This is a genomic window from Actinomyces haliotis, assembly GCF_015355765.1.
Taxonomy (GTDB): Bacteria; Actinomycetota; Actinomycetes; order Actinomycetales; family Actinomycetaceae; genus Actinomyces; species Actinomyces haliotis.
Window position 1 is genome coordinate 1 of sequence record NZ_JACWNA010000025.1, and the last position, 25,814, is coordinate 25,814.

The following is a 25,814-nucleotide window of genomic DNA, read 5'->3' on the forward strand; positions in this document are numbered from 1 at the left end:
CGCCACCCCGTGGGGGTGGCGGCCCGCTCCCGCTCGTGCTGTCGACGGCGAGCAGCGCCGTCATGATGAGCGTGAGGCTCAGGCCTCCTCGGTCTCCTCAGCGGCGGCCTCAGCAGCCTCCTCGACGGCGTCGACGGCGTCCTGCGCGTCGAGCTCGTCGGAGCCAATGTACTCGGTGAGGTCGACGTCGTTGCCGTCGGTGTCCTTGACCTCGACCTGGCGCAGGGCCATGGCGAGGGACTTGTTGCGCGCGATCTCGGAGACGAAGGCCGGGATCTGGCCGGCCTGCTGGGCGCCCTGCATGAACTGACCGGGCTCCATGCCGTACTGCTGCGCGGTCTGGATGAGGAACTCGATCAGCTCGTCCTGGTTGACACCGACCTCGAGCTTCTCGGCGAGGACGTCGAGGATGATCTGGTCGCGGACGCCCGTGACCATCTCCTCGCGGATCTCCTCCGCGTGCGGGTCGTCCTCCTCCTTGCCCTCGGCCTGGAGGTGCTGCTTGATCTGGTCCTCGACGACGTCGGAGGGGGCCTCGACCTTGACGGCGTCGCGGAGCTGCTCGAGGAGGGCGTCGCGGGCGGCGACGGCCTGGTCGGCGGCCTTGCGGTCCGCGGCCTGCTTGCGCAGGTCCTCCTTGAGCTCGTCGATGGTGTCGAACTCGGAGGCCATCTGGGCGAAGTCGTCGTCGGCGTCGGGCAACTCGCGCTGCTTGACGGACTGCGCGGTGACGGTGACCTCAGCCTCCTCGCCCTCGTGCTCGCCGCCGGCGAGCTTCGTGGTGAAAGTGGCGGTCTCCTCGGAGTGGAGGCCGCGCAGGGCCGTGTCGAGGCCCTTGAGCATGTCCCCCTTGCCGATCTCGTAGGAGACGCCGGAGACGGAGTCGACCTCCTCGCCGTCGATGACGGCCTTGAGGTCGATGGTGACGAAGTCGCCGGTCTTGGCCTTGCGCTTGACGGACTTGAGCGAGCCGAAGCGGGCGCGGAGGTTGTCGAGCTCGGTCTCGACGTCCTCGTCCGTGACGGTGACCGGGTCGACCTCGACCTTGAGGCCGGAGAGCTCGGGGAGCTCGATCTCCGGACGGACGGTCACCTCGGCGGTGAAGCCGAGCTGGCCGCCCTGGGCGCCGGAGACGTTGGGGAGCTCGGTGACCTCGACCTCGGGCTGGGCCATGGGCACACGACCGGCCTCGGTGATGGCGTCGCGGTAGAAGTCGGGGAGCTTGTCGTTGACGGCCTCCTGGATGACCGCACCACGGCCGACGCGCTGGTCGATGACCTGGGTCGGGACGTGACCGCGACGGAAGCCGGGGACCTGGATCTGGGAGCCGATCTCCTGGTAGGCGGCGTCGAGGCTCGGCTTGAGCTCCTCGTAGGGGACCTCCACGGTCAGCTTGATACGCGCGGGGTCGATGGTCTCGACAGTGCTCTTCACGAGGGTGTACTCCGATAGACGAGTGGCTGGTGTTCACGCGGGACGCTCGCAGAGCCTCCCGGCCGACGCCCCTGTGCGGCGTCAATCCGTGCCATCTTAGGGCAAGGGGGCCATCACCCGGAAAATGAGACGGGGCACAGCCGGCGTCCAGCGGGTGTCACCGCGACGCCGCCCGAGGCGGGGCGGCTCAGAGGACCGGCACGCTGCGCCCGGAGACGACCTTGGCGAGCACGGCGCGTGGTGCCGCGGCGACCTTTCGGACCGCGGTCGTCGTGCGCTCATGGACCTCACGGGCGTCGGTGTCGTCCGTTCCGGTGAAGCGGACCGTCACGCGGGGCGCGCCGGAGACGACGTCGACCTGGAAGGACTCGAGGGTCGTGGACGCGGTGACAGCGGAGCGGGCGGCGTCCTCGACGGCCTGCGGGCCGTGACCCGGCCGGAGCGCGCCGATGGTGAGGATGGATCGGTAGGAGGGCACGGTGTCAGGCTACGCGGCGCCGGCGCACCTGGAGCTCGTCGACCGGGACCCTCACGGTCACAGCCCCGTGCGCCATCACGTGCGTGATCCGGACCCGACCCCAGGATCGAGCGGCACGAGCCGCCGGACCACCGCTGGAGGCTCGGGACCAGATGGTCGGGGTAGCGGGATTTGAACCCACGATCTCCTGCTCCCAAAGCAGGCGCGCTACCAAGCTGCGCTATACCCCGTGGAACGAGTGAGGCCGCCGTCGGGCAACCGACGGCGGCCTCACTCGATCACCGAGCGGGTGACGGGAATCGAACCCGCGCAATCTGCTTGGAAGGCAGAGGCTCTACCATTGAGCTACACCCGCGTTCGGAGGGTCGATCGCTCGACCCACCACAAGATCAGTGCTCGATGAGACCGGTCTTGTAGGCCTTCGCCAGGCGGCGGGGCACGGTGATCTCGCGGCCAGCGACGCGGATGGTGTTGAGCTCGGTCAGCTCGGCCTTCCACTGCGATCGGCGGTTACGGGTGTTGCTGCGGGACATCTTCCGCTTCGGCACTGCCATGAGCCCGCTCCTCTCAAGTCTGGGGATCGTTCGATCCAACGGAAACTGGACCGAGGGACACCATAACGACTCCGACCAAGCGCCTTCCACCCCGGGCGCGTCGACCGCGGTGTGAGATCAGTCCCGTCAGGCACCTGTCATCATGCCCCCATGCCGCAGACCTCCTCGAGCCCCTCCCCCGACGGCGACGCCTCCCGCTCGGGACTCACGCCGGCACCCCGGCTCACGCTGGCCCGCGGCGACCACCCCGAGACCGATCTCGAGGTCAAGCGGTCCCACTTCCTCGCCCGCGCCGCCCGCACCGACACCGAGGAGGAGGCCCGCGCCTTCATCGCCTCGGTCCGATCCGCCCACGCCGATGCTCGGCACCACTGCTCGGCCTTCACCGTCCCCGTCGACGGCGCCCTGCCCGTCGAGCGCTCCAGCGACGACGGCGAGCCCTCCGGCACGGCGGGCCAGCCGATCCTCGAGGTCCTGCGGGGCAGCAGCCTCACGGCGACGACCGTCGTCGTCACCCGCTACTTCGGCGGGACGCTCCTCGGCACGGGCGGCCTCGTGCGGGCCTACTCAGCAGCCGCGAGCGAGGCCCTCGCCGCGGCCCGTCAGGTTCGGATCGTCTCTCGCGACGTGTGGGACGTGCGCGTCCCGGTGGCCGATGCCGGCCGACTCGACGCCGAGCTGCGCGGACTCGCCGGTGGAGCCGGCGCCGGGATCGACGTCGAGGAGGCGATCTGGGGCGCCACCCACGCCGTCCTCCTCGTGACCACCGGGGACGCCGACGACGCGGCGCTCCTGGCCCAGGCCGTGGCCGAGCTGACGCAGGGCGGCACCGCACCCGAGCCCGCCGGGTCGAGGCTCGTCGAGCTCCCAGCCTGAGCCGTCTCACGGTGTGAGCCGCACCTCGCGAACTTGACGCCCGGTGCGGACACGGCGCTACCCTTCCAGGCACCGGCCGCTCACGCGGCCCTGAGCCGAGAGGAGGACCCCCATGATGGCCAACGGCGTCATGCGTGCGATGTCCTCCTCCTGCTGTCAGTGTCGATAGGGCGCCAGGCCTTGACACTGTGCGCGCGTCGCTGCGCGCATGCCCGGCGCTCGGGGTGGGACGCACCCCGGAAGGCGACGGCGCGGCGGCGCCCGCCTGACCGTCTCCCACCTGCACACCGCACCCGACGGACGCGAACCGTCACCGCCCGGCGCACGCAGCCCAGGGCACCGGAACACCCATCCACCACCGCTCGCGGGGACCGGTCGCGACATCGAGATCCCGCTTGGCACACAGAGGAGACACTCATGACTTCCTACCTCAACGACATTACCGAGGCCGTCGGCGGCACCCCGCTCGTCAAGATCAACCGCGTCATCTCCGGCCCCGCCACCGTCCTGGCCAAGGTCGAGGCCTTCGAGCCGGCCGGCAGCGTCAAGGACCGCATCGCGCTGTCCATCGTCCGTGCCGCGGAGGAGTCCGGCGACCTCAAGCCCGGCGGGACGATCATCGAGGCGACCTCCGGCAACACCGGCGTCGGCCTGTCGATGGTCGGCGCGGCCCTCGGCTACAAGGTCATCATCACGATGCCGGAGACGATGTCCAAGGAGCGCCGCGCGATCATGCGCGCCTTCGGCGCCGAGCTCATCCTTATCTCCGAGGGCGGCGTCGCCGGAGCCGTCAAGAAGGCCGAGGAGATCCAGGCGGCCACGCCGAACTCAATCCTCGCCTCGCAGTTCACCAACGAGGCCAACCCGCGCGTCCACCGCGAGACCACCGCGCGCGAGCTCCTCGAGCAGGCCGGCGACTTCGACGTCTTCGTCGCGGGCATCGGCACCGGCGGCACCCTCACCGGTGTCGGCACCGTCCTGCGCGAGGAGCGCCCCGAGACCAAGATCTACGGTGTCGAGCCCGCCGAGTCCCCGCTCCTGTCCGACGGCAAGGCCGGCCCGCACAAGATCCAGGGCCTCGGCCCCAACGTCGTTCCCGAGGTCCTCGACCAGGAGATCTGGGACGAGCTGCTCCACATCACCTCCGACGACGCCATCGAGTACGCCCGTCGCGCCGCCAAGGAGGAGGGGCTCCTCGTCGGCATCTCCTCCGGTGCCGCCCTGGCTGCCGCGGACCAGCTCTCCAAGCGGCCCGAGTTCGAGGGCAAGACGATCGTCACCGTCCTCCCGGACACCGGCGAGCGCTACCTGTCCACCCCCCTGTACTCCGAGTACCTCAACTGAGGCCCTCCTGCGCGAGTCCCGGCCGTCGTCCCTGAGACGCCGGGACCGACGGCGGTGCTCCTGGGAGCAGGAGCACCGCCGTCGGGGTTCACGCAGCATCTGTTGCAGCACCTGACCCGGCGGGAGGCCGGGCACCGGGACACCCAGGAGGAGCACATGCCCGAGAAGAACCGGTCCATCCTCGACCACGCCCGAGAGGACCTCGCGGCCGCGCGCCGCCAGGACCCGGCCGCCCGGTCCAGCCTCGAGGTCGCGCTCCTCTATCCGGGGGTGCACGCCATCTGGGCGTACCGCGTCGCGCACCGGCTCTGGGGCAACGGGCACAAGCTCGCCGCGCGCGCCGTCTCGCAGGCGGCACGGGGCGTGACCGGTATCGAGATCCACCCGGGCGCCACGATCGGCGACCGCTTCTTCATCGACCACGGCATGGGCGTCGTCATCGGTGAGACCGCCGAGGTCGGCGACGACGTCCTCATGTACCACGGCGTCACCCTGGGCGGGGTCTCCACGAATCCCGGCAAGCGCCACCCCACGATCGGCAACAACGTCCAGATCGGCGCGGGCGCCAAGGTCCTGGGCCCGGTCACCGTCGAGGACGGAGCGAAGATCGGCGCGAACGCGGTGCTCGTGAAGAACCTGCCCGCCGACCACGTCGGCGTGGGCGTGCCGGCGCGCGTGCGCGACCCGCGCACCGACCCCGAGCTCATGCTCGACCCGACGATCTACATCTGACCCATCCGGAGACAGGGATCACCGACGGGACCCCGACCGCGAGCGCGGTCGGGGTCCCGTGCGTCAGGGCTGCTCCGTCGGGTCGACCTTGACGGGGACAGCGACCGGCCTCAACGGACGACGGCGCCGGTGGCGAGCTCATGGAGACGGCGGAACACGGCGCCGCCGCTGGCGGCCGAGCCGTTGTGCTCGTGCTCGCTCGTCACCCACGTGCGCAGCCGCGGCATGAGCGAGGCCGTCTCGAGGCTCGTCGTCATGGGCACGAAGACGTCGCGCGCGTAGACGGCCGCCGCGCCGGGGACGTCCGCGGCCCGGAGCGCCGCCTGGTCGTAGAGCCGGGGCCACTCGTGCTCGGCGAGGATCTCCGCGGCCTCGCGCCACGGGCGCAGGGTGGCGTCCTCGGTGAAGGAGTCACGCGTGACGTGCTCGCCGGTGAGCAGCGTCGGGTCGTCGTCGAAGGCGGCCGGGCGGACGCGCTCGGCGGCCCAGCGGGTGGCGCCGCCGTCCGCCCAGCAGGACTCGTGGATGACGGCGTAGAGCGGGTTGCGCCCACCGAACGGCAGGCTCGCCCCGAGGTCGTAGCGGAAGGCCCATGAGTCGGCGTCCCGCTCGAGCAGGTGGTGGAGCGCGTCGATCCCGCGGCTCATGCCGAGCATCGAGCCCAGGCCGCGCAACCGGGTCGGGCCGACGACGTCGCCCGCGGCCGTGCGGAGCTCACCGCGGGACGCGGTCTCCATGAGGGCGGCGACGCGGTCGCGGTCGGCCGGGTAGCGCCCGTAGAAGTCCTCGCTCTTGAGGCGCATCGCCTCGTAGGTGAGGGCGTAGGCCTCGTCGATGGAGCGCCCGACGGCGGGCAGCCCTCCGGTGAGGAAGACGTGCTCGAGGGAGTCCGCGTGGGCGGAGAGGTACCGCGTGACGCAGAAGCCGCCGAAGGACTGACCGAGCAGGCTCCAGCGCTCGACGCCGAGCGCCCGGCGCAGGTCCTCGCAGTCCTCGACGATCTCGTCGGCCCGCAGGTGGGTGAGCAGTCGGGCGGTGCCGCCGGCGTCCCCGCCGAGGTCGGCCCGGTCGACCGGGGTCGACGCACCGGTGCCGCGCTGGTCGAGGAGGAGGACGCGGTAGTGCTCGAGGACAGCGCCCAGCCATCCCGTCCCGCCGTCGGCGCTGGGGCGCGGTGACTCGCAGCCGGGGCCGCCCTGGAGGAAGACGAGCCACGGCCGGTCGGCCGCGGGCCCGTCCTCGGGGGCGCCGGGGGCGTCGGTGAGGCGGGCGAGCTCGCGGGCGTACACGGTGATGGTCTCGGAGCCGTGTGCGGTGCCCTCGGGGAAGCGGTCACCCGCGCCCGAGCGGTCGAGGGGGACGGCGATCCGGTGGTCGCGGGTGAGGAGCCCGGCGGTGGCGGCGGACCAGGGGCCGGAGACGAGGCGGGGCGCGGTGCTCATGCTCGCAGGCTACCGACAGCGCACGGCCCCGAGGGCGATCTGGTGCCGGCGCACCGATCGAGCCGGTCGCCCCGTTCGGGCAGCGCCTCCCCCGGTCAGCCGGCGTCGGGGTAGGTGACGCTCCCGTCCTGTCCGACGACGGCGCCACGGGTGAGCGTCGCGGGAGCCTCCTCGCCGGGCCCCAGGAGGTGGCGGACCTCGGTACCGGCCGCGAGGAGGTGGTCGGCGATGAGGCGACGGTGGCAGCGCCACCAGACGGCCTCGGCGCACATAACGGCTGGGACGGTGCCGCAGCCGGTGCGCAGCTCGTCGAGCCCGGAGGCGAACTCGGCGCTGAGCGCGTAGTCGGCGTAGTTGTGGAAGGACTGGTTCTGCCAGAACGCGTTGACCGCCGGGTCGACGTCCTTCTGCCTGGGGCGGCGCCCCGTGAGGCCGAGGAGGTGGTGGTAGCCGAGTCCGGCGCCTCGCAGTGAGTCGCGCAGCGGGTCCTGGTCGAACCACGGGTACTTCCGCGATCCGGGGAGGCGGCGGACGTCGACGACGTCGGTGATCCCGGCGCCGTGGAGCATGCCGAGGAAGTCGTCGAGCTCCAGGTTGGAGTGTCCGACGGTGAGAACGCGGATCGCCCGCACCTGGGCGCCGGTGACGGCGCCGGCTGCCTCGCCCACCCCGCTCACCGGGCCTGGCACGACGGGCACCAGAAGAGGCGCCGAGCGGCGACCTCCTTCTCCCGAATCGGGGTGCCGCACCGGAGGCAGGGGCGGTCGGCGCGGTGGTAGGTGTACCAGCGTCCGGCCTCCTCGTCCCCCTCGGGCAGCGGCTCGGGGACGTCCTCGAGGTCGACGGTGGTGATGAAGCCGGTGGCGACGCCGTACTCCATGAGGGGCACGAGGTCGTCCCAGACGGCGCGCAGGCGCTCCTCGCTCACCCGGTTGCCGGCCCGGAAGGGGCTGATGCCCGTGCGGAAGAGCGTCTCGGCCCGGTAGATGTTGCCGACGCCGGCGAGGACCGACTGGTCCATGAGGAGCTCGCCGACCGCCTTGCGGCGGCGGCGGACGGCTGCGACGAAGACGTCCCGGTCCCCGTCGTCACGCAGCGGGTCCGGGCCGAGGCGACGGCGGACGGCGGCCACGCCGGCGGCGTCGAGGAGCTCGCAGGCTGCGGGCCCGGTGAGGTCGGCGACGCCGTGCTCGCTCTCAAGGCGGAGGCGGACCGCACCGCGCGGCTCGGGCGGCTCCCACTCCCCCGGCGTGGGGACGCCGAGCACGGGGTCGCCGCCGGCGAGCCCGGACAGGGCCGAGCCGCCGCCGTGGGACAGGGCGTGCTCGCCCCGCTCGCCGACGCGCCGCCGGGGTGCGCCGATGGAGTGCGGCGCGGTGAAGTCGGAGTCGCCGTCGAAGGTCCACGACCCGTACAGGCCCAGGTGGATCCGGAGCCAGGTGACGGCCTCGTCGTCGGTGGGGACGTCGGGCTCGGGAGCGAAGGGCAAGAAGAGGTGCTTGCCGTGCGCCTCGGCGCCGAGGAGCACTTGTCCGTCGAGACGGGCGGCGCCGTCGGCGAAGCGGCCCTGGGGGGAGGCGGTGTGCACGCGGACGCCCCCGTAGAGCTCGGCGAGGGCGGCGGCGAGGCGGTGGACGGTGTGGCCTTCGGGCATGGTGGTGACGGTACCGCCCGAGCGGGCGCCGGGCTGCCGGAGCCGCCTCGGGCAGGGCAGGAGGACCACGACGCGGCCGGTGCGCCACCGGTCGTCGCCGCGATGTCGTCAGGCGCCCTGGTGGGCGCGCCGCTCGTAGGCGGCGAGCTGGTCGATGCGGCGCTGATGGCGGGCGTCCCCGCTGAAGGGCTCGGCGACGAAGATGTCGACGAAGCGGATCGCGTCCTCGATGGGGTGCATGCGACCGCCCACGGAGATGACGTTGGCGTCGTTGTGCTGCCGGGCGAGGCGGGCGGTGTCGTCGTTCCAGGCGAGGGCCGCGCGGACGCCGTCGACGGCGTTGGCGGCGATCTGCTCGCCGTTGCCGGAGCCGCCGATGACGACGCCGAGGCTGCCCGGCTCGGCGACGACGGCCTCGGCCGCCTCGATGCAGAAGGCGGGGTAGTCGTCCTGGGCGTCGTACTCGAAGGCGCCGTGGTCGACGACCTCGTGCCCCTCATCAGTGAGGTGCTCGATGAGGGCGCTCTTGAGCTCGTAGCCGGCGTGGTCGGAGGCGATGTGGATGCGCATGAGACCGATTGTGCCCCAGGCGAAACAGGCCGTGCAGCCGAGCGGTGAACGTCCGTGCACGGTCGGCGGGCTGACGCCTGCGGCTAGCGTGTCACCCATGACTGACACGACCACCGCCGCAGGGGCCGCCGAGGACGGCGACGTCCTCGCAGGCGTCTACGAGACGACCGCTGCCGACCCCACCGTCCGACCCCAGGACGACCTGTTCCGCCACGTCAACGGCGCCTGGCTGCGCACCGCTGAGATCCCGGCAGACCGCCCAGGCTTTGGCTCCTTCGTCCTCCTGCGCGACGCCGCCGAGGCGGCCTGCCGGGAGATCCTCGAGGAGGCCGCGGCCGACTGGTCAGTCTCCGGCAGCGCGGACGCACCGACGACCCCTTCGGACAAGATCGGGGCCCTGTACGCATCCTTCATCGACGAGGAGGCCGTCGAGGCCCTCGGCGCCTCCCCGCTCGAGCCCGAGCTCGCCCCGCTCCTGGGCGCCTCCACGAAGGAGGAGCTGGCCCGCGCGATCGGCGCCGGCGTGCCTGCCGGCTTCACGGGCCTGTTCGGCGTCGACGTCGAGGTGGACCTCAACGACCCGGAGCGCTACACCACGTGGTTCGGTCAGGACGGCCTTGGTCTGCCCGACGAGTCCTACTACCGCGAGGAGTCCCAGGAGGACCTGCGTGAGGCCTACGTCGCGCACGTCGCCCGGATGCTGTCCCTCGCGGGCCTCGACGAGCGCCTCGGCGCACAGGCGCAGGACCTCGCCGAGCGCGTCATGGCCCTGGAGACCCGCATCGCGAAGGGCCACTGGGACCGCGTCGCCTGCCGCGACATCGAGCGGATGAACAACCCGACGACGTGGGCGGAGCTCGCCGCCTCGGGCGAGGCCTTCCCGTGGGAGGCCTGGCGCGGGGGCATCGCCGCCGCCGCCGAGGCCGCGGGCACGGGCCTGCGCGGCTTCCTGGACGAGGCCATCGTCGAGCAGCCCGACTACGTCGGCCACGCCGCCGGCGTCTGGGCCGACGCGGACCTCGAGGACCTGCGCGCGTGGGCCCTATGGCACACGGTCCACGGGCGCGCCACCCTGCTCTCCTCGGACTTCGTCACCGCGAACTTCGACTTCTACTCCAAGCGCCTCCAGGGCGTCGACGGGCTGCGCGCCCGCTGGAAGCGCGGCGTCGGCCTCATCGAGGGGACTCTCGGCGAGGCCCTCGGCGAGCTCTACGTGGCGCGTCACTTCCCACCGTCGTACAAGGCCGAGATGGAACGTCTCGTCACCGACCTCATCGAGGCGTACCGCGGGTCGATCTCCTCGCTGAGCTGGATGGGGCCCGCCACGCGTGAGCGTGCTCTGGAGAAGCTCTCGCAGTTCACGCCGAAGATCGGCTACCCGGACACGTGGCGCGACTACGCCGACGTCGTCGTGACACCCGGGGACGTCATCGCCTCCGTCCGCAGCGTCGAGCTCTTCGAGCTGGCCCGCTCGCTGCGCAAGCTCGGCTCCCCGGTGGACCGCGCCGAGTGGCACATGACGCCGCAGACGGTCAACGCCTACTACAACCCGACGATGAACGAGGTCGTCTTCCCGGCCGCGATCCTCCAACCTCCCTTCTTCGACCCCGAGGCCGACGCCGCCGTCAACTACGCGGGCATCGGCGCCGTCATCGGCCACGAGATCGGCCACGGCTTCGACGACCAGGGCTCGACCTTCGACGGGCACGGCAAGGTGTCGGACTGGTGGACCGAGGAGGACCGCGAGGCCTTCACGGCGCGCACGGCCGCCCTCATCGCCCAGTACGACGCCTTCCAGCCGACGGCCCTGGTCGAGCGCGCCGAGCGCGAGGGCACGGACCTCGCGCAGGTCCCGCACGTCAACGGCGCCCTGACGATCGGCGAGAACATCGGCGACCTGGGCGGCCTGGGCATCGCCCTCAAGGCCTACGCCCTCGCGCTGCGCCGCGAGGGCGTGGAGTCCTTCGCTGACGCTCCAGTCATCGACGGGCTCACGGCGCTGGAGCGATTCTTCTACTCGTGGGCACGGATCTGGCGCGGGAAGAACCGCGAGGACTACGCCGAGCTGCTGCTGACGATCGACCCGCACTCGCCCGGTGAGTTCCGCTGCAACGGGATCGTGCGCAACGTGGACGCCTTCCACGAGGCCTTCGGCACGACGCCGCAGGACGGTCTGTGGCTCGCCCCGGAGGAGCGCGTGAGCATCTGGTGACCCGAGACCGCGGTCCACGCTGACAGACCGGTGCCCGGTGGGCCCCTCATCCCCAGGGAATGAGGGGCCCACTCTGCCACGCCGCCGCCTGAGGCACCGTGCGACCGCCGCGACCCAGGGTGCTGCGGTGCGGCGGACCTGAGAGGCACGCCGCGGGCAGAAGTCCATGCGAGACCGCAGCGACGCAGCAGTGAGAGGATTGCCTGTACGTCTGCCCGCGCTCCGCCGGCGACCCCAGCGAAGGCGGGCGCAGCCTGGGGCTGCCCCCCGTTCCACCGACCCCTAGGAGCACACACATGCCCGGTCAGAACCTGACCCGCGAGGAGGCGGCAACCCGCGCCGGCCTCGTCACCGCCGAGAGCTACGACGTCGCCCTCGACCTCACCACCGGCGAGGAGACCTTCCGGTCGACGACGACCGCGCGCTTCACGGCCACCCCCGGCGCCACGACCTTCATCGACCTCATCGCGCCCGCGGTCCACCGCATCACCCTCAACGGCGCCGAGCTCGACCCCTCCGAGGTCTTCGTCGACTCGCGCATCGTCCTGGCGGACCTCAAGGAGTCGAACGAGCTGACCGTCGTCGCCGACTGTGCCTACATGCACACCGGTGAGGGCCTCCACCGCTTCACCGACCCCGCCGACGACGAGACCTACCTCTACTCGCAGTTCGAGGTCCCCGACTCCCGCCGGGTCTACACGGTCTTCGAGCAGCCCGACCTCAAGGCCTCCTTCACCTTCACCGTGACCGCGCCCGAGGGCTGGACCGTCTTCTCGAACTCCCCCACCCCGGAGCCCACCGCCGAGGGCGGCAAGCAGGTCTTCGCCTTCGCGCCCACCGAGCGGATCTCCTCCTACCTCACCGCGATCGTCGCCGGTCCCTACAAGGGCGCCACCGACGAGTACCGCGCCAAGGACGGACGCGTCATCCCGCTGGGCACGTACTGCCGCGCCTCGCTCCTCGAGTACATGGACTCCGAGGAGATCCTCGACATCACCAAGAAGGGCTTCGCCTACTACGAGGAGCTCTTCGGCACGAACTACGCCTTCAGCAAGTACGACCAGATCTTCGTGCCCGAGTTCAACGCCGGCGCCATGGAGAACGTCGGCTGCGTGACCCACCGCGACGACTACATCTTCCGCTCCCGCCCCGTCGAGGCCCGCGTCGAGCGCCGCGTCGTCACCATCCTCCATGAGCTCGCCCACATGTGGTTCGGCGACATGGTCACCATGAAGTGGTGGAACGACCTGTGGCTCAACGAGTCCTTCGCCGAGTACACCTCCACCCTCGCCACTGCGGAGACCTCCCGCTTCACCGACGCGTGGACGACCTTCCAGACCCTCGAGAAGAACTGGGCCTACAACCAGGACCAGCTCTCCTCCACCCACCCGATCGCCGCGGAGATCAACGACCTGCACGACGTCGAGGTCAACTTCGACGGCATCACCTACGCCAAGGGCGCCTCCGTCCTCACGGCGCTCGTCGCCTACGTGGGCCGCGAGAGCTTCTTCCAGGGCATCGCCTCCTACCTCCACGCCCACGCCTACGCGAACGCCACGCTCGCGGACCTCCTGGCCGAGCTCGAGAAGGCCTCCGGCCGCGACCTGTCCGCCTGGACCCGCGTCTGGCTCCAGGAGGCGGGCGTCACCGTCCTGTCCACCGAGATCGAGACGGACTCCGACGGCGTCATCACCTCCGCCGCCGTCGTCCAGACGGTCCCCGAGGGCTCCCCCGCCTCGCTGCGCCCGCACCGCGCCGCCATCGGCTCCTACTCGCTGGCCGACGGCGCCATCACGCGCACCGGCCGGATCGAGCTCGACCTCGACGGCGAGCGCACCGAGGTCCCCGAGCTCGTCGGAACCCAGCGCGCCGACGTCATCGTCCTCAACGACGACGACCTCACCTACGCCAAGGTCCGCCTCGACCAGCGCTCGCTGAGCACCGGCCTCGAGCACGTCGCCGAGTTCAGCGACTCCCTGCCCCGCTCCATCGTCCTGGCCTCCGCCTGGGACATGGTGCGCGACGGCGAGCTCGCCGCCTCCCGCTTCCTCGACGCGGCGCTCGCCGCCCTCGAGGTCGAGACGCACTCCTCCGTCATCCAGGGCCTCATCGCCAAGATCACGAGGATCGTCACCTCCTACCTGACGCCCGCCGCACGCCAGGCCGCGCTGCCCGGCACCGCCGACGCCCTGCTCGCCCTCGCGCGCGCCGCCGAGCCCGGCAGCGACAAGCAGCTCCAGCTGGCCCGCGCCGTGGCCGCCAACGCCGTCACCACTAAGCAGACCGACGTCGTGCGCGGCTGGCTCACCGGCGACGCCGCCCTCGAGGGCCTCGCCGTCGACGCCGACATGCGCTGGGAGCTCCTCACCGGGCTCGTCGCCGCAGGCGCCGCCGGGGAGGAGGAGATCGCCGCCGAGGAGAAGCGCGACCTCACCACCACGGGCCGGGAGCGCGCCGCCCAGGCACGCGCCTCCGTGCCAACCGCCGAGGCGAAGGCCGCCACCTGGCAGGCCCTCGTCGAGGACGCCAAGATGCCGAACGAGACCCAGGTCAAGGTCCTGCGTGGCTTCATCGAGGCACGCCGCGACCCCGAGCTCCTCGCGCCCTATGTCGAGGAGTACGTCCGCACCGCCGACGCGATCTGGGAGTCCCGGACCTTCCACATGGCCGAGAACCTGCTGGTCTCGCTGTGGTCGACCGCGACGGTCGGCCTCCCTGGCGTCGACCCGGCGGGTGCGCTCGAGCGCTGGCTCGCCTCCCACGAGGACTCCCCCGCCGCGTTCCGGCGCATCGTCATCGAGAACCTCGACGACACCCGCCGCGTCGCACGGATCCAGGCCCGTGAGGCCCGCGAGACGCAGAAGGCCTGACCTGGCCCCAGCCCGACCGGTTCACGGACCCGTCGTCAACGCGCCGGCGCCCCGGCTCCCTCCGAGGGAGCCGGGGCGCCGGCGCGTGCCACCCAGGACCGTGCGTCGAGGCACGCTCCGCGACCCTGCGCGCGCGGCGTCGCCCGGCTCAGCCACGACTCGGTCAGCCGTCGCGTCCGCACACCGGCCGGCGCGCCCCGGCTCGACGCAGGCCGGGCGTCCCGAGCCACCATCAGACGCAGGAACAGACAGGAGCGCACCATGTCCCAGGCACAGCAGATCATCGACTCCCTCGGCGGTTTCGAGAACATCAACGAGCTCGAGCCCTGCATCACCCGGCTTCGCGTCGAGGTCGCCGACCCGGAGAAGGTCAACGAGGAGGGCCTCAAGGCTGCGGGCGCCCACGGCGTCGTCGCCGTCGGACGCACCATCCAGGTCGTCATGGGTCCGGTCGCGGACACGCTCGCCGAGGACATCGAGGACCTGCGATGACCCTGACCGTCCAGGCGCCTCTCGCCGGGACGGTCATCGCCCTGGAGCAGGTCCCGGACCCGGTCTTCGCCGGCCGCTTCGTGGGCACCGGCGCCGCCATCGACCCGGACCGGGACAAGGGCGAGGTCACGGCGGTCGCCCCGGTCTCCGGGACGGTCGCCAAGGTCCATCCGCACGCCTTCGTCATCGCCTCCGAGGACGGGCGCGGCGTCCTCGTCCACCTCGGGCTCGACACGGTCGGCCTCAAGGGCCAGGGCTTCACGGTCCACGCCGCCGACGGGGACGAGGTCTCCGCCGGGGACGCGATGGTCTCGTGGGACCCCGGTGAGGTCGCCGAGCACGGCCTGAGCCCCCTGGTCCCGGTCATCGCGCTCGAGGCCGCGGAGGAGGACGTCGCCCTGGCGGCGAAGGGCTCAGTCGCCGCCGGGGACGGGCTCCTCACCTGGGCCTGAGCGTCCTGAGGAGGCCCCCGGCCTCCGGTGCGACAGCGACGTCGAAGGGCGGGCCGCTCCCCTGCGGGAGCGGCCCGCCCTTGCGTGCGCGACGACGAGGACGAGGGGCGCCGCTCAGGCGCGCCGCTGCTGGCCGACCTCGTCGCGGACCGCGGCGAGGAGCGACTCGAGGCGGGCGTTGGTGGGAAGGTCCTCGACGAGGACGACGTCGCCGGCCGAGTCGGTCAGCGGCATCTTCCAGTTGGGGTACTCCTGGTCGGTGCCGGGCTGGTTCTGCGTGCGGCGCTCGCCGACGCCGTCGACGAGGGCCACAGCGGTGAGGACCGCCGGGGTGCGCAGCACGTAGCGGTGGAGCGCCTCGACGACCTCGCGCTCAGAGGGGTCGTCGCTGAGGAGGCCGTGCTCGCGCAGGCGGGCGAGCATGCGCTCGCGCTCGATGCGGGCCCCGGCGCGCACCTGCTCGACGGGCTCGGTGAGCAGACCGAGGCGCTCGCGCAGGTCGACGTGCTCGTCGGCGAGGTAGCCGGCCGTCGGCGGGAGGTCGTGGGTGGTCACGGTCGCGAGCGACATGCGGCGGTAGGCGCCGGGGTAACGGGGCCAGCCGTCCTCCTGGTTCTCGAACCAGAGGACCGAGGTGCCCAGCACGCCGCGGCTGGCGAGGTAGTCGCGGACCCAGGGCTCCACGGTGCCGAGGTCCTCGCCGATGATGACGGCGCCGGCCCTGTACGCCTCGAGGAGCACGACGCCCACCATGGCCTCGTGGTCGTAGCGCACGTAGGCGCCCTCATTCGCCCCCATGCCGGCGGGGATCCACCACAGTCGGAACAGGCCGATGACGTGGTCGACGCGCAGGGCGCCGGCGTGGCGCAGCACGGTGCGCACCATGTCGCGCAGGGGAGCGTAGGCGGTCTCGGCCAGGTGGGTGGGGCTCCAGGGGCGCTGGGACCAGTTCTGACCGAGCTGGTTGTACATGTCCGGCGGGGCTCCGACCTCGATGCCCTCGGCGAAGGCGTCCGGGTCGGACCAGACGTCGGCACCGCGGGGGTGGACGCCGACGGCGAGGTCGTCCATGACGCCGAGGGCCATGCCCGAGGCGAGGGCCTCGGCCTGGGCACGGCCGAGCTGCTCGTCCACGACCCACTGGAGCCAGGCGTAGAACTCGATCCGGTCCGCGAGCTCGCGGGCCTGCGCGGCGGCGGCGGGGCCAGCGGGGTCGTGCAGCTCCTCGGGCCACTCGGCCGCGGCACCGTACTTCTCGGTGAGGGCGCACCACAGGGCGAAGCGCTCGAGCCCCTCGCCCTGCTCCGCGCGGAAACGCTCCAGGTCGCGCTGGCGGGCGCGGGAGCGGCCGGCGTCGAAGATGACCTCGAGGGCCTCGCGCTTGGCCTTCCAGGCCGCGTCGCGGTCGATGGGGGCGCTGGAGAGGTCCTGCTCGGCGACCTCCTCGAGGGCCCACTGGACGAGCGAGCGCTGCGGGCCGGACAGCCTGGCGACCTCGGGCACGTTCTCGGGTCGGATGTAGATCGGGTTGACGAAGCGGCGCGTCACCGGAAGGTAGGGCGACGGCGTCATCGCGCCGGTCGGCTCGGCGGCGTGGAGGGGGTTGATGAGGAGGAAGTCGGCGCCCTCGTCACCGAGGAAGGACACGAGCTCGGTGAGGTCGTCGGCGTCGCCGACGCCCCAGGAGCCGCGCGACCGGACGGAGTAGAGCTGGGCCATGGCGCCCCAGCCGCGCTCGCCGAGCGCCGCGGGGAGCTCGAGGCGGTCCGGGGTGACCGCGAGCGGCACGCGGCAGGTGCTCGCCTCGCGCCCCTGGGCGGGACCGACCTCGGCAACGAGCTCGTGCCAGCCGAGAGGGAGGTCGTCAGGGACGAGGAAGGTGGCCTGGCCGGTCCGGGTGCCGTCGACGTCGCGAGCGGGGGTCCAGTCATCGCCCTGCGGGAGGGCGCGACGGCTGCCGTCCTCGAGCTCGGCGGTGACGGTGACGCTCGCGCCGTCGGGGCAGTGGACGACGACGGGGCTCGTGACGCCGCCGCGCACGACCACGGTCTGGGGCAGGGTGCGTCGCCACGGGGCGAGCTCGACCTCGCGCAGGGAGGACTCGATCTCCTCGTCGGTGACGGCGGGCACGCCGAGCGCGCCGAGGACCGCGGTGAGGGTCTGCCGGGACGGGGAGGCGAGGTTGCCGCGGAAGTCCCAGTACTCGGTGAGGACGCCGTGCGCCTCGGCGAGCGCACGCAGCCGCTCGCCGGCAGGCTCGTGGGTGATGGTGGGCTGGGTCATAAGTCTCGACCTTGCACTCTCTGTCGCGCGGGGGGCGCGGGGGCTGGTCCGGCTCGGCGCCGTTCCCGGCTCCGCACCGCTGTGCTGACGAAGGGGCTCCGCCATGACGAGCTCGCCGACCTTGGCGGCCACGGGGGGCGGATCCACTTCTTGCTGCAAGGATTTCATACGTCGAGGCAGGATTCCAGCCGCCATCGACCACCGGGCGACGCGCCCTGCCGGCGGCACGGCCGGCCCGCGACGCCGACAGGGCGAACCGGGCTGCGGACGCAGCCGGTCCCGGCGCCCCACGGGGTGCCGGGAGCGGTCCTTGCAGCTCTCGACCGTCGCCCGAGGGGCGACGGCGCGCCAGTCACTCGGACTTCGAGATCTCGCTGGCGAGCGCGTCCGCGACGGGGCCGACGACGACCTGGACGACACGGCCCGAGCGGACGACGCCGAAGGCGCCTGCCGAGCGCAGGGCCTGCTCGTCAACCTTCTCCTGGTCGACGACCTCGACGCGCAGGCGGGTGATGCACGGCTCCAGGTCCGTCACGTTGTCGCGCCCACCCAGTCCGGCAAGGATCTCAGCGGCAGTGGTCATGTGACTCGTCCTCTCTTCCGCACCGGCGCAGCGCGCGGTGCCGCCCGTGATGGCCTTCGTGTTCGGCGTCACTTTATCCCAGGAGTGTGGCGCGGGTCGCCCCCCCGTTGGTCCCTACGAGGAGCCGATCCACCCTCCCCGTGCGCCCTCTGAGCCCGCCCCACGGCACCGTCGCGAAGACCGCCCGACCCCGAGGCGGTCCTCGCACGTCAGGGACGGTCCGCACGCCCTCCGCGCGAAGCCGGCAGCGGCTCCGACCTGTGCGACCGACGTGGTTCATCGGCGGCTGAAAGTACTCGCGAACGGTCCGCACCGTGCACAATGACCGGTGACAGCCCGCACTCCACCTCCGCTGAGGAGCACTCATGTCCACGACCGACGACAACCCCACCTCCCTGAACGGCATCGGCGTCAGCCCGGGCCTCGTCGCGGGTCCCGTGGCCCGCATGGCCCCCGGCATCACCGAGCCCGCCGTCGCCACCCTGCCCGCCGACAGCGACGTCGAGACCGAGTGCGAGCACATCGCTGAGGCTGCGCAGACGGTCAAGAAGAGCCTCGAGCTCTCCGCCGCCGAGGCCAAGGGCGACGGCAAGACCCTGCTCGAGACGACGGCCCAGATGGCCGCCGACCCGACCCTCACCTCCTCCGCGCAGGCCATGGTCAAGGAGCGCCGCCTCGTCCCCGAGCGGGCCGTCTGGGAGGCAGCCGGCTCGCTCGCCTCCATGCTCGAGTCCCTCGGCGGCTACATGGCCGAGCGCACCCGCGACGTCCAGGACGTGCGCGACCGCATCGTCGCGGTCCTCACCGACTCCCCCATGCCCGGCATCCCGCGCCTGCCCGAGCCCTTCGTCCTCGTCGCCGAGGACCTCGCCCCGGCGGACACCGCCCTCATCGACCCGGAGAAGGTCCTCGCCTTCGTCACCTCCGAGGGCGGCCCGACCTCCCACACCTCGATCCTCGCCCGCGCCCTCGGCATCCCCGCGATCGTCGGCGCAGGCTCCGAGGTGACCGACCAGCTCCACGACGGCGACATCGTCCTCGTCGACGGCACCAAGGGCATCATCACGCTCAACCCGAGCGAGGACGCCCTCCGCCGCGCCCGCGAGCTCGCCAGCCGCGTCCGCGTCTTCAAGGGCGACGGCGGCCTCAAGGACGGCCGCGAGGTCCAGCTCCTCGCCAACGTCGGCGACGGCGCCGGCGCCCGCTCGGCCGCCGAGGCGGGCGCCATGGGCGTCGGCCTCTTCCGCACGGAGTTCTGCTTCCTCGACCAGCCCGAGGAGCCGACCGTCGAGGCCCAGGTCGAGGCGTACAAGGCCGTCCTCGAGGCCTTCCCCGGTAAGAAGGTCGTCGTCCGCACCCTGGACGCCGGCGCCGACAAGCCCCTCCCCTTCCTCACCGACGCCACCGAGGCCAACCCGGCCCTGGGTGTCCGCGCCTACCGCACGACGCGCCGCAACCCCGAGGTCCTCGAGCACCAGCTCGAGGCCCTCGCCAAGGCGGAGGCGGAGACCGACGCCCACGTGTGGGTCATGGCCCCGATGATCTCGACGACCGAGGAGGCCAAGGCCTTCGCGGAGAAGGCCCGCTCCTACGGCCTCAAGACCGCCGGCATGATGATCGAGGTCCCCTCGGCCGCCATCCTCGCGGACAAGATGTTCGAGCACGCGGACTTCGCCTCGATCGGCACGAACGACCTCACGCAGTACGTCATGGCCGCCGACCGCCTCCTGTCCTCCCTCGCGGACCTCTCCACGGGCTGGCAGCCGGCCGTCCTCCGCCTCATCAAGGCCGCCTGCGACGGCGGTGCCCCGAAGGACCGCCCGGTGGGTGTCTGCGGCGAGGCCGCTGCCGACCCGGCCCTCGCCGTCGTCCTCGTGGGCCTCGGCGTCAAGAGCCTGTCCATGACGGCCCGCGCCCTCCCGGACGTCGACGCCGTCCTCAAGACGGTCACCTTCGAGGACGCCCAGCGCCTCGCCCAGGTCGCCATCGACGCCATCACGGCCGACGCCGCCCGCGAGGCCGTCCGCGCCGAGCTGCCGATCCTCGAGGAGCTCGGTCTGTGACGTCCCCCTTCCCCGTCCCGCCTGCCAGCGAGGAGCCGCTCGGCTCCGTCACCCGGATCCTGGCCCTCGCGCCGGCGGACGGGGAGGGTGCCCTCTCGGGCACCTCTCTCCCCCAGCTCTCCGGCCGCGTCTACGGCGGCCAGGTCGTCGCCCAGGGGCTCCTCGCCGCCGCCGCGACGCTGCGCGACGCCGGACTCGACGAGCGCCTCCCGCACTCCGTGCACGCCTACTTCATGCGCGGGGGCAAGCCGGACGCCCCGATCCGCTTCGACGTCGAGGACCTGCACGACGGCCGCTCCTTCTCCCAGCGCCGCACGACGGCGTCGCAGGACGACCGCGTCATCCTCCAGATGATCTCCTCCTTCCAGGATGCCCAGGAGGGCGAGGACGTGCAGGCGACCGCGCCCGCCGTCCCACGTCCCGAGGAGCTGACGAGCGCGCTCGAGATCTTCCGCACCATCGACCACCCGGTCGCCAAGTTCCTCGGCCGCACCGCTGCCTTTGACCTGCGGCACGTGGAGGACAACATCTACCTGCGCCCGGCCGCCGAGCGCACCGACCACCAGCGGGTGTGGGCCCGCGCCCGCGGCACCGTGCCCGAGGGCGCCTCGCAGACCGTGCACCGCGCGCTGCTCGCCTACATGTGCGACCAGATCATGCTCGAGCCGGCCCTGCGCAGCCGCGGGCTGTCCTGGCGCACCGAGGGGATGAGCCTGGCGACCCTCGACCACGCGCAGTGGTTCCACCGCGACGTCGACGTCAACGACTGGCTCCTCTTCGTCCAGGACTCGCACTCCTCATCCGGCGGCCGCGCCATGGCGCGCGCCGAGGTCTTCGACTCCAGGGGCCGCCTCGTCTCGACCATCGCCCAGGAGGGTATGGTCCGCGTCCCCACCGCGACGTCGAAGGGCAGCGGCGAGTGGGAGATCCGCGTCGCCGAGGGCGACGACGGCTCCGCCATCCCCGAGCCCGAGCAGGGCTGAGCGGGCGCAAGGGCGTGCATCGGCTCACGGCTCAGCGCCGTCGTCACCCGGTGGGTGCTCCCGTAGGCTGGGCCGCGGTGCGCGCACGGCCGGGGGCCCCCGCCGTCGGCGCGCGGAAGCACACGCTCACACCCTGACGAAAGGCGCAGCAAGGCAGTGGCTGAGTACATCTACCAGATGATGAAGGCGCGCAAGGCGCACGGCGACAAGGTCATCCTCGACGACGTCACCATGGCGTTCCTCCCGGGTGCCAAGATCGGCATGGTCGGCCCCAACGGCGCGGGCAAGTCCTCGATCCTCAAGATCATGGCCGGCATCGACCAGCCATCCAACGGCGAGGCCCGCCTCTCCCCCGGCTACAGCGTCGGCATCCTCATGCAGGAGCCCCCGCTCAACGAGGACAAGACGGTCCTCGGCAACGTCGAGGAGGGCGTCGCCGAGATCAAGGGCAAGCTCGACCGGTTCAACGAGATCTCCGCCGCCATGGCGGACCCGGACGCGGACTTCGACGCCCTCATGGAGGAGATGGGCACGCTCCAGACGGAGATCGACGCCGCAGACGCCTGGGACCTCGACTCCCAGCTCGAGCAGGCGATGGACGCCCTGCGCTGCCCGCCGCCGGACGCCGACGTCAAGAACCTCTCCGGTGGTGAGCGCCGCCGCGTCGCGCTGTGCAAGCTCCTCCTCGAGGCGCCCGACCTGCTCCTCCTCGACGAGCCCACGAACCACCTCGACGCCGAGTCCGTCCTCTGGCTCGAGCAGCACCTCAAGACCTACAAGGGCGCCGTCATCGCGGTCACTCACGACCGGTACTTCCTCGACCACGTGGCCGAGTGGATCGCCGAGGTCGACCGCGGCCACCTTTACCCCTACGAGGGCAACTACTCGACCTACCTCGAGACCAAGGAGAAGCGTCTCGAGGTCCAGGGCAAGAAGGACGCCAAGCTCGCCAAGCGCCTCAAGGACGAGCTCGACTGGGTCCGCTCCTCCGCCAAGGGACGCCAGACGAAGTCCAAGGCCCGCCTCGCCCGCTACGAGGAGATGGCCGCGGAGGCCGAGAAGACCCGCAAGCTCGACTTCGAGGAGATCCAGATCCCGCCGGGCCCGCGCCTGGGCAACGTCGTCCTCGAGGCCAGCCACCTCAACAAGGGCTTCGACGGCCGCACTCTCATCGACGACCTGTCCTTCACGCTGCCCCGCAACGGCATCGTCGGCGTCGTCGGCCCCAACGGCGTCGGCAAGTCGACCCTGTTCAAGACGATCGTCGGCCTCGAGCCCCTCGACGGGGGCGAGCTCAAGATCGGCCAGACCGTCAAGCTCTCCTACGTGGACCAGGACCGTGCGGGCATCGACCCGAACAAGACCCTGTGGGAGGTCGTGTCCGACGGGCTCGACTACATCCAGGTCGGCCAGGTGGAGATGCCCTCGCGCGCCTACGTCGCGTCCTTCGGCTTCAAGGGCCCGGACCAGCAGAAGCCGGCCGGGGTGCTCTCCGGTGGTGAGCGCAACCGACTCAACCTGGCGCTGACGCTCAAGCAGGGCGGCAACCTCATCCTCCTGGACGAGCCGACGAACGACCTCGACACCGAGACGCTCGGTTCCCTGGAGAACGCGCTCCTCGAGTTCCCCGGCTGCGCCGTGGTCATCACCCACGACCGCTGGTTCCTCGACCGCGTCGCCACCCACATCCTCGCCTGGGAGGGCACGGAGGAGAACCCGGCCAGCTGGTACTGGTTCGAGGGGAACTTCGCCTCCTACGAGGAGAACAAGGTCCAGCGTCTCGGTGCCGACGCCGCGCGCCCGCACCGCGTCACCTACCGCAAGCTCACGAGGGACTGACCCCACCGGCCCCGCCGAGATCGGTCGCGACGACGCCGGTCGTCTCTCCCCCCCCCGGAGGAGGCGGCCGGCGTCTGTCGGCATGCCACGGCGTCGGCGAGTGGTCAGTTCTCGTGACTTCTACGGCGTATGGCGCGCCTCATCCACGAAGATCTGCGTCATCGCGCCAAGCCGCATTCCAGATGAGCCACCGGCTGCCTGAAAGTCACGAGAAATGACCATGTCTCGCTAGCTCGACGACGACGCGGCTGCCGCCCGGGTGGACGGCGGCCGCGTGTGCGCCTCACAGGGAGCCACGTGGCCCCGGCTGGGCAGGAGGGAGTCAGTCATCGGACTGCTCCTCCTGCTTGCGCCAGCGGATGCCGGCGTCGATGAAGCCGTCGATGTCGCCGTCGAAGACGGAGTCGGGGTTGCCGACCTCGAAGTTGGTCCGCAGGTCCTTGACCATCTGGTACGGGTTGAGGACGTAGGAGCGCATCTGGTCTCCCCAGGAGGCCTTGACGTCGCCGGCGAGCTCCTTCTTCTTCGCGTCCTCCTCCTGCTGCTTGAGCAGGAGCAGGCGCGACTGCAGGACTCGCATGGCGGCGGCGCGGTTCTGGATCTGCGACTTCTCGTCCTGCATGGAGACCACGAGGCCCGTAGGGAGGTGGGTGATGCGGACGGCGGAGTCGGTCGTGTTGACGGACTGGCCGCCGGGTCCCGAGGAGCGGAAGACGTCGACGCGGATGTCCGTCTCGGGGATGTCGATGTGGTCGGTCGACTCGATGAGCGGGATGACCTCCACGGCGGCGAAGGAGGTCTGGCGGCGCCCCTGGTTGTCGAAGGGGCTGATGCGCACGAGGCGGTGGGTACCGCCCTCGACGGACAGCGTGCCGTAGGCGTAGGGAGCGTGGACCTCGAAGGTGACGGACTTGAGGCCCGCCTCCTCGGCGTAGGAGGTGTTGAGGATCTTCACGGGGTACTCGTGGCGCTCGGCCCAGCGCGTGTACATGCGCAGGAGCATCTCGGCGAAGTCCGCGGCGTCCACGCCACCCGCGCCGGAGCGGATGGTGACGACGGCGTCGCGGGGGTCGTACTCACCGGAGAGCAGGGTCCGGATCTCGAGGTCGGAGAGGTCCTTCGAGATGGTGCCGAGGTCGTTCTCCGCCTCGGCGATGAGCTCGTCAGCATCTTCGCCGCTCTCCTCGCCGGCCATCTCGACCATGGCCTCGAGGTCGTCGATGCGGCTGCCGAGGTCCTCGACGCGCTTGAGGTCGGCCTGGGCGTGCGAGAGGTTCGAGGTGACGACCTGGGCGGCGTCGGGGTCGTCCCACAGGTCGGGCGCGGCAGCGGCCTCGGAGAGCTCGGCGATCCGGGCGCGCAGCGCCTCGGGGTCGGTCACCGCGGCGATGGACGCGTAGGTGTGTCGGAGTCGTTCGATCTCTGCGGGGAAGTCTGTGGCCACGGGGCCACTCTACGGCAGGGGTTCTCCGCTCTCCCCCCTGGTCGGGCGCCCGGCGACGGCGGGACGCTGGTCACGCCGTCAGGACGGCCTCAGCCCATGTCGAGGGAGGCCGCCTGCTGGAGGAGGACGTCGAGCGCGGCGCGGGTCGCGGGTCCCGGCTCGCCGCGCACGGAGCGGTGACGGACGGCGAGCTGGCGGGTGCCGAGCCCGGGAAGGCGTGCGATGGAGACGCCGTCGGGCACGTTGCTCGAGCGGACGGCGAGCTCGGGCAGGAGGGCGTAGCCGAGCCCCTGGTTCACCATGGCGAGGACGACGTCGTAGTCGTAGGCGCGGTGGTGGAGGGTGAGCGGGGTGCCGATCTGCCGTGCCAGGCGGGTGAGGGCGAAGGCGCCGGCGGTGTCGGGGTCGAGGTCGATCCAGGTGGCGCGCACGAGGTCGGCGAGCGTCGAGGGGGTCGGCTGGTCCGGCGGGACGCAGACGAGCCAGGACTCGTCGAGGAGAGGGACGTCGGTGAGTCCGCGCGGGGCGGGCGGGAGGGTGTGGGAGTCGCGCTCGAGGAGCACGAGGTCGATCTCGCCGCGGCGCAGGCGGGCGAGGTTGAGGCGCTCCTCGCCCTCCTCGACGTAGACCTCGAGGCCCGGGTGGGACTCGGTGATGGTGGCGAGCATGGGGAGCAGGAGAGCCCGGATCGCGGTGGAGAAGGAGGCGATGACGACCCGCCCGGTGGGGGCGGAGTCGTCGATGCGCGCGAGCTCGCGGCGGGCGGTGGCGAGCTCCTCCTCGATGCGCTCCGCGGTCTCGACGAGCACGCGTCCGGCGTCGGTGAGGACGGCTCCGCGAGGTGTTCTGTCGATCACACGGGTGCGTGCCTCCTTCTCGAGCAGCTTGATCTGCTGAGAGATGGCTGAGGGCGACACGTGCTGGGATTCCGCGGCTGCGACGATCCCGCCGGCACGGTGCACGGCGAGGAGCACGCTGAGTCTGTGAGGTGAGACATCCACGCGAGGAGTATTTCAGATTTCCTTCATACCGGCTGCAGTAACCTGCGATTGATCTACACCTACCGCGGAGGAAGTATCCGAGCCATGAACAACGTGCTCGCAACCATCATCTCCATCGGCGGCTGGGTGGGCGCCGGGGAGTTCCTCTTCGGCTACTTCCTCATCTCGGAGAACCGCGTCGCCGGCGACTCCCTGCGGTACCAGGCCCTCAACATCACCGGCTCCATCCTCCTCATGACCAACTGCGCCTACACCGGCGCCTGGCCGTCCGCCATCTCCAACGTCTTCTACCTCCTCGTCGGGATCACGATCCTCCTCACCGTCAAGCGCGCCTACATCGCGCAGCTCGCCCGCCGTCGCCGCGAGGAGATGGCCGCTCGCAGCGCCGCCGCCCGCGCCCGCCGCGGCGCCGTCGCCACGGCCGAGCTCGCCGAGCTCTCCCTCATCGACGCGTGACGCTCCTCGCGGCGCTGTCGCGGGTGAGCACGTCACCGGCAGCAGCCGCGTA

22 protein-coding genes and 2 tRNA genes are annotated in these 25,814 nt (G+C 71.8%); 11 read left to right on the forward strand and 13 right to left on the reverse strand.

The annotated features are described in order from the left end of the window. Positions 1 to 78: 78 nt before the first annotated feature. The 5 genes from tig to rpmF form a co-directional block, all read right to left on the reverse strand. A complete protein-coding gene (gene tig, locus IXW69_RS10225) occupies positions 79 to 1,434 on the reverse strand; it encodes a trigger factor (protein WP_194786247.1) in 1,356 nt (451 codons plus the stop codon). A gap of 187 nt (positions 1,435 to 1,621) precedes the next feature. Continuing rightward, positions 1,622 to 1,912 carry an FMN-dependent dehydrogenase gene (locus tag IXW69_RS10230; RefSeq protein ID WP_194786248.1) on the reverse strand — a complete coding sequence of 97 codons (291 nt, stop codon included), beginning with the start codon at positions 1,910 to 1,912 and terminating at the stop codon, positions 1,622 to 1,624. A gap of 153 nt (positions 1,913 to 2,065) precedes the next feature. After that, positions 2,066 to 2,142: transfer RNA gene (locus IXW69_RS10235), tRNA-Pro, on the reverse strand. A 54-nt stretch (positions 2,143 to 2,196) separates the two neighbouring features. Then, positions 2,197 to 2,267, reverse strand: a tRNA-Gly gene (locus IXW69_RS10240). 34 nt (positions 2,268 to 2,301) lie between these two features. Continuing rightward, positions 2,302 to 2,466, reverse strand: coding sequence for a 50S ribosomal protein L32 (gene rpmF / locus IXW69_RS10245; protein WP_067942450.1), 165 nt, complete (start codon positions 2,464 to 2,466; stop codon positions 2,302 to 2,304). A gap of 150 nt (positions 2,467 to 2,616) precedes the next feature. Between rpmF and IXW69_RS10250 the strand changes: the two genes are divergently transcribed. The 3 genes from IXW69_RS10250 (at position 2,617) to epsC (ending at position 5,418) form a co-directional block, all read left to right on the forward strand. After that, positions 2,617 to 3,342, forward strand: a complete 726-nt coding sequence (locus IXW69_RS10250; protein WP_194786249.1) for an IMPACT family protein — start codon at positions 2,617 to 2,619, stop codon at positions 3,340 to 3,342. Between the two features lie 417 nt (positions 3,343 to 3,759). Further along, entirely contained in the window at positions 3,760 to 4,686 is a 927-nt protein-coding gene (cysK, locus tag IXW69_RS10255) for a cysteine synthase A (protein ID WP_194786250.1), read from the forward strand. 156 nt (positions 4,687 to 4,842) lie between these two features. Next, positions 4,843 to 5,418, forward strand: a complete 576-nt coding sequence (epsC, locus tag IXW69_RS10260; protein WP_194786251.1) for a serine O-acetyltransferase EpsC — start codon at positions 4,843 to 4,845, stop codon at positions 5,416 to 5,418. 110 nt (positions 5,419 to 5,528) lie between these two features. On the opposite strand, the gene IXW69_RS10265 is transcribed toward epsC, so the two are convergent. The 4 genes from IXW69_RS10265 to IXW69_RS10280 form a co-directional block, all read right to left on the reverse strand. After that, a complete protein-coding gene (locus IXW69_RS10265) occupies positions 5,529 to 6,860 on the reverse strand; it encodes an alpha/beta fold hydrolase (RefSeq protein ID WP_194786252.1) in 1,332 nt (443 codons plus the stop codon). A gap of 95 nt (positions 6,861 to 6,955) precedes the next feature. Continuing rightward, a complete protein-coding gene (locus IXW69_RS10270) occupies positions 6,956 to 7,558 on the reverse strand; it encodes a DUF488 domain-containing protein (protein ID WP_323745281.1) in 603 nt (200 codons plus the stop codon). Then, positions 7,534 to 8,514 carry an Fpg/Nei family DNA glycosylase gene (locus tag IXW69_RS10275; RefSeq protein ID WP_194786253.1) on the reverse strand — a complete coding sequence of 327 codons (981 nt, stop codon included), beginning with the start codon at positions 8,512 to 8,514 and terminating at the stop codon, positions 7,534 to 7,536. Before IXW69_RS10275 ends, IXW69_RS10270 begins: the two co-directional genes overlap by 25 nt. Positions 8,515 to 8,622: 108 nt before the next feature. Beyond that, entirely contained in the window at positions 8,623 to 9,084 is a 462-nt protein-coding gene (locus IXW69_RS10280) for a ribose-5-phosphate isomerase (RefSeq protein ID WP_194786254.1), read from the reverse strand. Between the two features lie 97 nt (positions 9,085 to 9,181). Between IXW69_RS10280 and IXW69_RS10285 the strand changes: the two genes are divergently transcribed. From IXW69_RS10285 to IXW69_RS10300, 4 genes are all read left to right on the forward strand, one after another. After that, positions 9,182 to 11,296: a M13 family metallopeptidase gene (locus IXW69_RS10285; protein WP_194786255.1), complete on the forward strand. Its 2,115-nt coding sequence runs from the start codon at positions 9,182 to 9,184 to the stop codon at positions 11,294 to 11,296. 296 nt (positions 11,297 to 11,592) lie between these two features. After that, positions 11,593 to 14,166, forward strand: coding sequence for an aminopeptidase N (pepN, locus tag IXW69_RS10290; protein ID WP_194786256.1), 2,574 nt, complete (start codon positions 11,593 to 11,595; stop codon positions 14,164 to 14,166). Between the two features lie 261 nt (positions 14,167 to 14,427). Continuing rightward, positions 14,428 to 14,658: a glucose PTS transporter subunit EIIB gene (locus IXW69_RS10295; protein ID WP_194786257.1), complete on the forward strand. Its 231-nt coding sequence runs from the start codon at positions 14,428 to 14,430 to the stop codon at positions 14,656 to 14,658. Further along, positions 14,655 to 15,110, forward strand: a complete 456-nt coding sequence (locus IXW69_RS10300) for a PTS sugar transporter subunit IIA (protein WP_194786258.1) — start codon at positions 14,655 to 14,657, stop codon at positions 15,108 to 15,110. The genes IXW69_RS10295 and IXW69_RS10300 overlap by 4 nt, the downstream gene beginning before the upstream one ends. 114 nt (positions 15,111 to 15,224) lie before the next feature. Here the strand turns inward: IXW69_RS10300 and malQ are convergent, their stop codons facing one another. Further along, a complete protein-coding gene (gene malQ, locus IXW69_RS10305) occupies positions 15,225 to 17,393 on the reverse strand; it encodes a 4-alpha-glucanotransferase (RefSeq protein ID WP_194786259.1) in 2,169 nt (722 codons plus the stop codon). Positions 17,394 to 17,745: 352 nt separating this feature from the next. Further along, entirely contained in the window at positions 17,746 to 17,976 is a 231-nt protein-coding gene (locus IXW69_RS10310; RefSeq protein ID WP_194786260.1) for a glucose PTS transporter subunit EIIB, read from the reverse strand. A gap of 365 nt (positions 17,977 to 18,341) precedes the next feature. On the opposite strand from IXW69_RS10310, the gene ptsP reads away from it, so the two are divergent. From ptsP to ettA, 3 genes are all read left to right on the forward strand, one after another. After that, on the forward strand, positions 18,342 to 20,039 hold the full coding sequence (gene ptsP, locus IXW69_RS10315) for a phosphoenolpyruvate--protein phosphotransferase (protein WP_194786261.1): 1,698 nt from the start codon (positions 18,342 to 18,344) through the stop codon (positions 20,037 to 20,039). After that, entirely contained in the window at positions 20,036 to 21,022 is a 987-nt protein-coding gene (locus IXW69_RS10320; protein WP_194786262.1) for an acyl-CoA thioesterase, read from the forward strand. The genes ptsP and IXW69_RS10320 overlap by 4 nt, the downstream gene beginning before the upstream one ends. Before the next feature lie 156 nt (positions 21,023 to 21,178). After that, positions 21,179 to 22,861 carry an energy-dependent translational throttle protein EttA gene (gene ettA, locus IXW69_RS10325; protein ID WP_194786263.1) on the forward strand — a complete coding sequence of 561 codons (1,683 nt, stop codon included), beginning with the start codon at positions 21,179 to 21,181 and terminating at the stop codon, positions 22,859 to 22,861. A 322-nt stretch (positions 22,862 to 23,183) separates the two neighbouring features. On the opposite strand, the gene prfB is transcribed toward ettA, so the two are convergent. Then, positions 23,184 to 24,305, reverse strand: coding sequence for a peptide chain release factor 2 (prfB, locus tag IXW69_RS10330; RefSeq protein ID WP_194786264.1), 1,122 nt, complete (start codon positions 24,303 to 24,305; stop codon positions 23,184 to 23,186). Between the two features lie 89 nt (positions 24,306 to 24,394). Then, positions 24,395 to 25,306: a LysR family transcriptional regulator gene (locus IXW69_RS10335; RefSeq protein WP_194786265.1), complete on the reverse strand. Its 912-nt coding sequence runs from the start codon at positions 25,304 to 25,306 to the stop codon at positions 24,395 to 24,397. A gap of 84 nt (positions 25,307 to 25,390) precedes the next feature. Here IXW69_RS10335 and IXW69_RS10340 point away from each other — a divergent pair, with 84 nt between their 5' ends. Then, positions 25,391 to 25,762, forward strand: a complete 372-nt coding sequence (locus IXW69_RS10340) for a CBU_0592 family membrane protein (protein ID WP_228525296.1) — start codon at positions 25,391 to 25,393, stop codon at positions 25,760 to 25,762. Positions 25,763 to 25,814: the final 52 nt, after the last annotated feature.

Coding starts and splice junctions, on each gene's coding strand:
- rpmF (WP_067942450.1), bottom strand. CDS start 2,466: ATGGCAGTGCCGAAGCGGAAGATGTCCCGCAGCAACACCCGTAACCGC.
- IXW69_RS10250 (WP_194786249.1), top strand. CDS start 2,617: ATGCCGCAGACCTCCTCGAGCCCCTCCCCCGACGGCGACGCCTCCCGC.
- cysK (WP_194786250.1), top strand. CDS start 3,760: ATGACTTCCTACCTCAACGACATTACCGAGGCCGTCGGCGGCACCCCG.
- epsC (WP_194786251.1), top strand. CDS start 4,843: ATGCCCGAGAAGAACCGGTCCATCCTCGACCACGCCCGAGAGGACCTC.
- IXW69_RS10265 (WP_194786252.1), bottom strand. CDS start 6,860: ATGAGCACCGCGCCCCGCCTCGTCTCCGGCCCCTGGTCCGCCGCCACC.
- IXW69_RS10275 (WP_194786253.1), bottom strand. CDS start 8,514: ATGCCCGAAGGCCACACCGTCCACCGCCTCGCCGCCGCCCTCGCCGAG.
- IXW69_RS10280 (WP_194786254.1), bottom strand. CDS start 9,084: ATGCGCATCCACATCGCCTCCGACCACGCCGGCTACGAGCTCAAGAGC.
- IXW69_RS10285 (WP_194786255.1), top strand. CDS start 9,182: ATGACTGACACGACCACCGCCGCAGGGGCCGCCGAGGACGGCGACGTC.
- pepN (WP_194786256.1), top strand. CDS start 11,593: ATGCCCGGTCAGAACCTGACCCGCGAGGAGGCGGCAACCCGCGCCGGC.
- IXW69_RS10295 (WP_194786257.1), top strand. CDS start 14,428: ATGTCCCAGGCACAGCAGATCATCGACTCCCTCGGCGGTTTCGAGAAC.
- IXW69_RS10300 (WP_194786258.1), top strand. CDS start 14,655: ATGACCCTGACCGTCCAGGCGCCTCTCGCCGGGACGGTCATCGCCCTG.
- malQ (WP_194786259.1), bottom strand. CDS start 17,393: ATGACCCAGCCCACCATCACCCACGAGCCTGCCGGCGAGCGGCTGCGT.
- IXW69_RS10310 (WP_194786260.1), bottom strand. CDS start 17,976: ATGACCACTGCCGCTGAGATCCTTGCCGGACTGGGTGGGCGCGACAAC.
- ptsP (WP_194786261.1), top strand. CDS start 18,342: ATGTCCACGACCGACGACAACCCCACCTCCCTGAACGGCATCGGCGTC.
- IXW69_RS10340 (WP_228525296.1), top strand. CDS start 25,391: ATGAACAACGTGCTCGCAACCATCATCTCCATCGGCGGCTGGGTGGGC.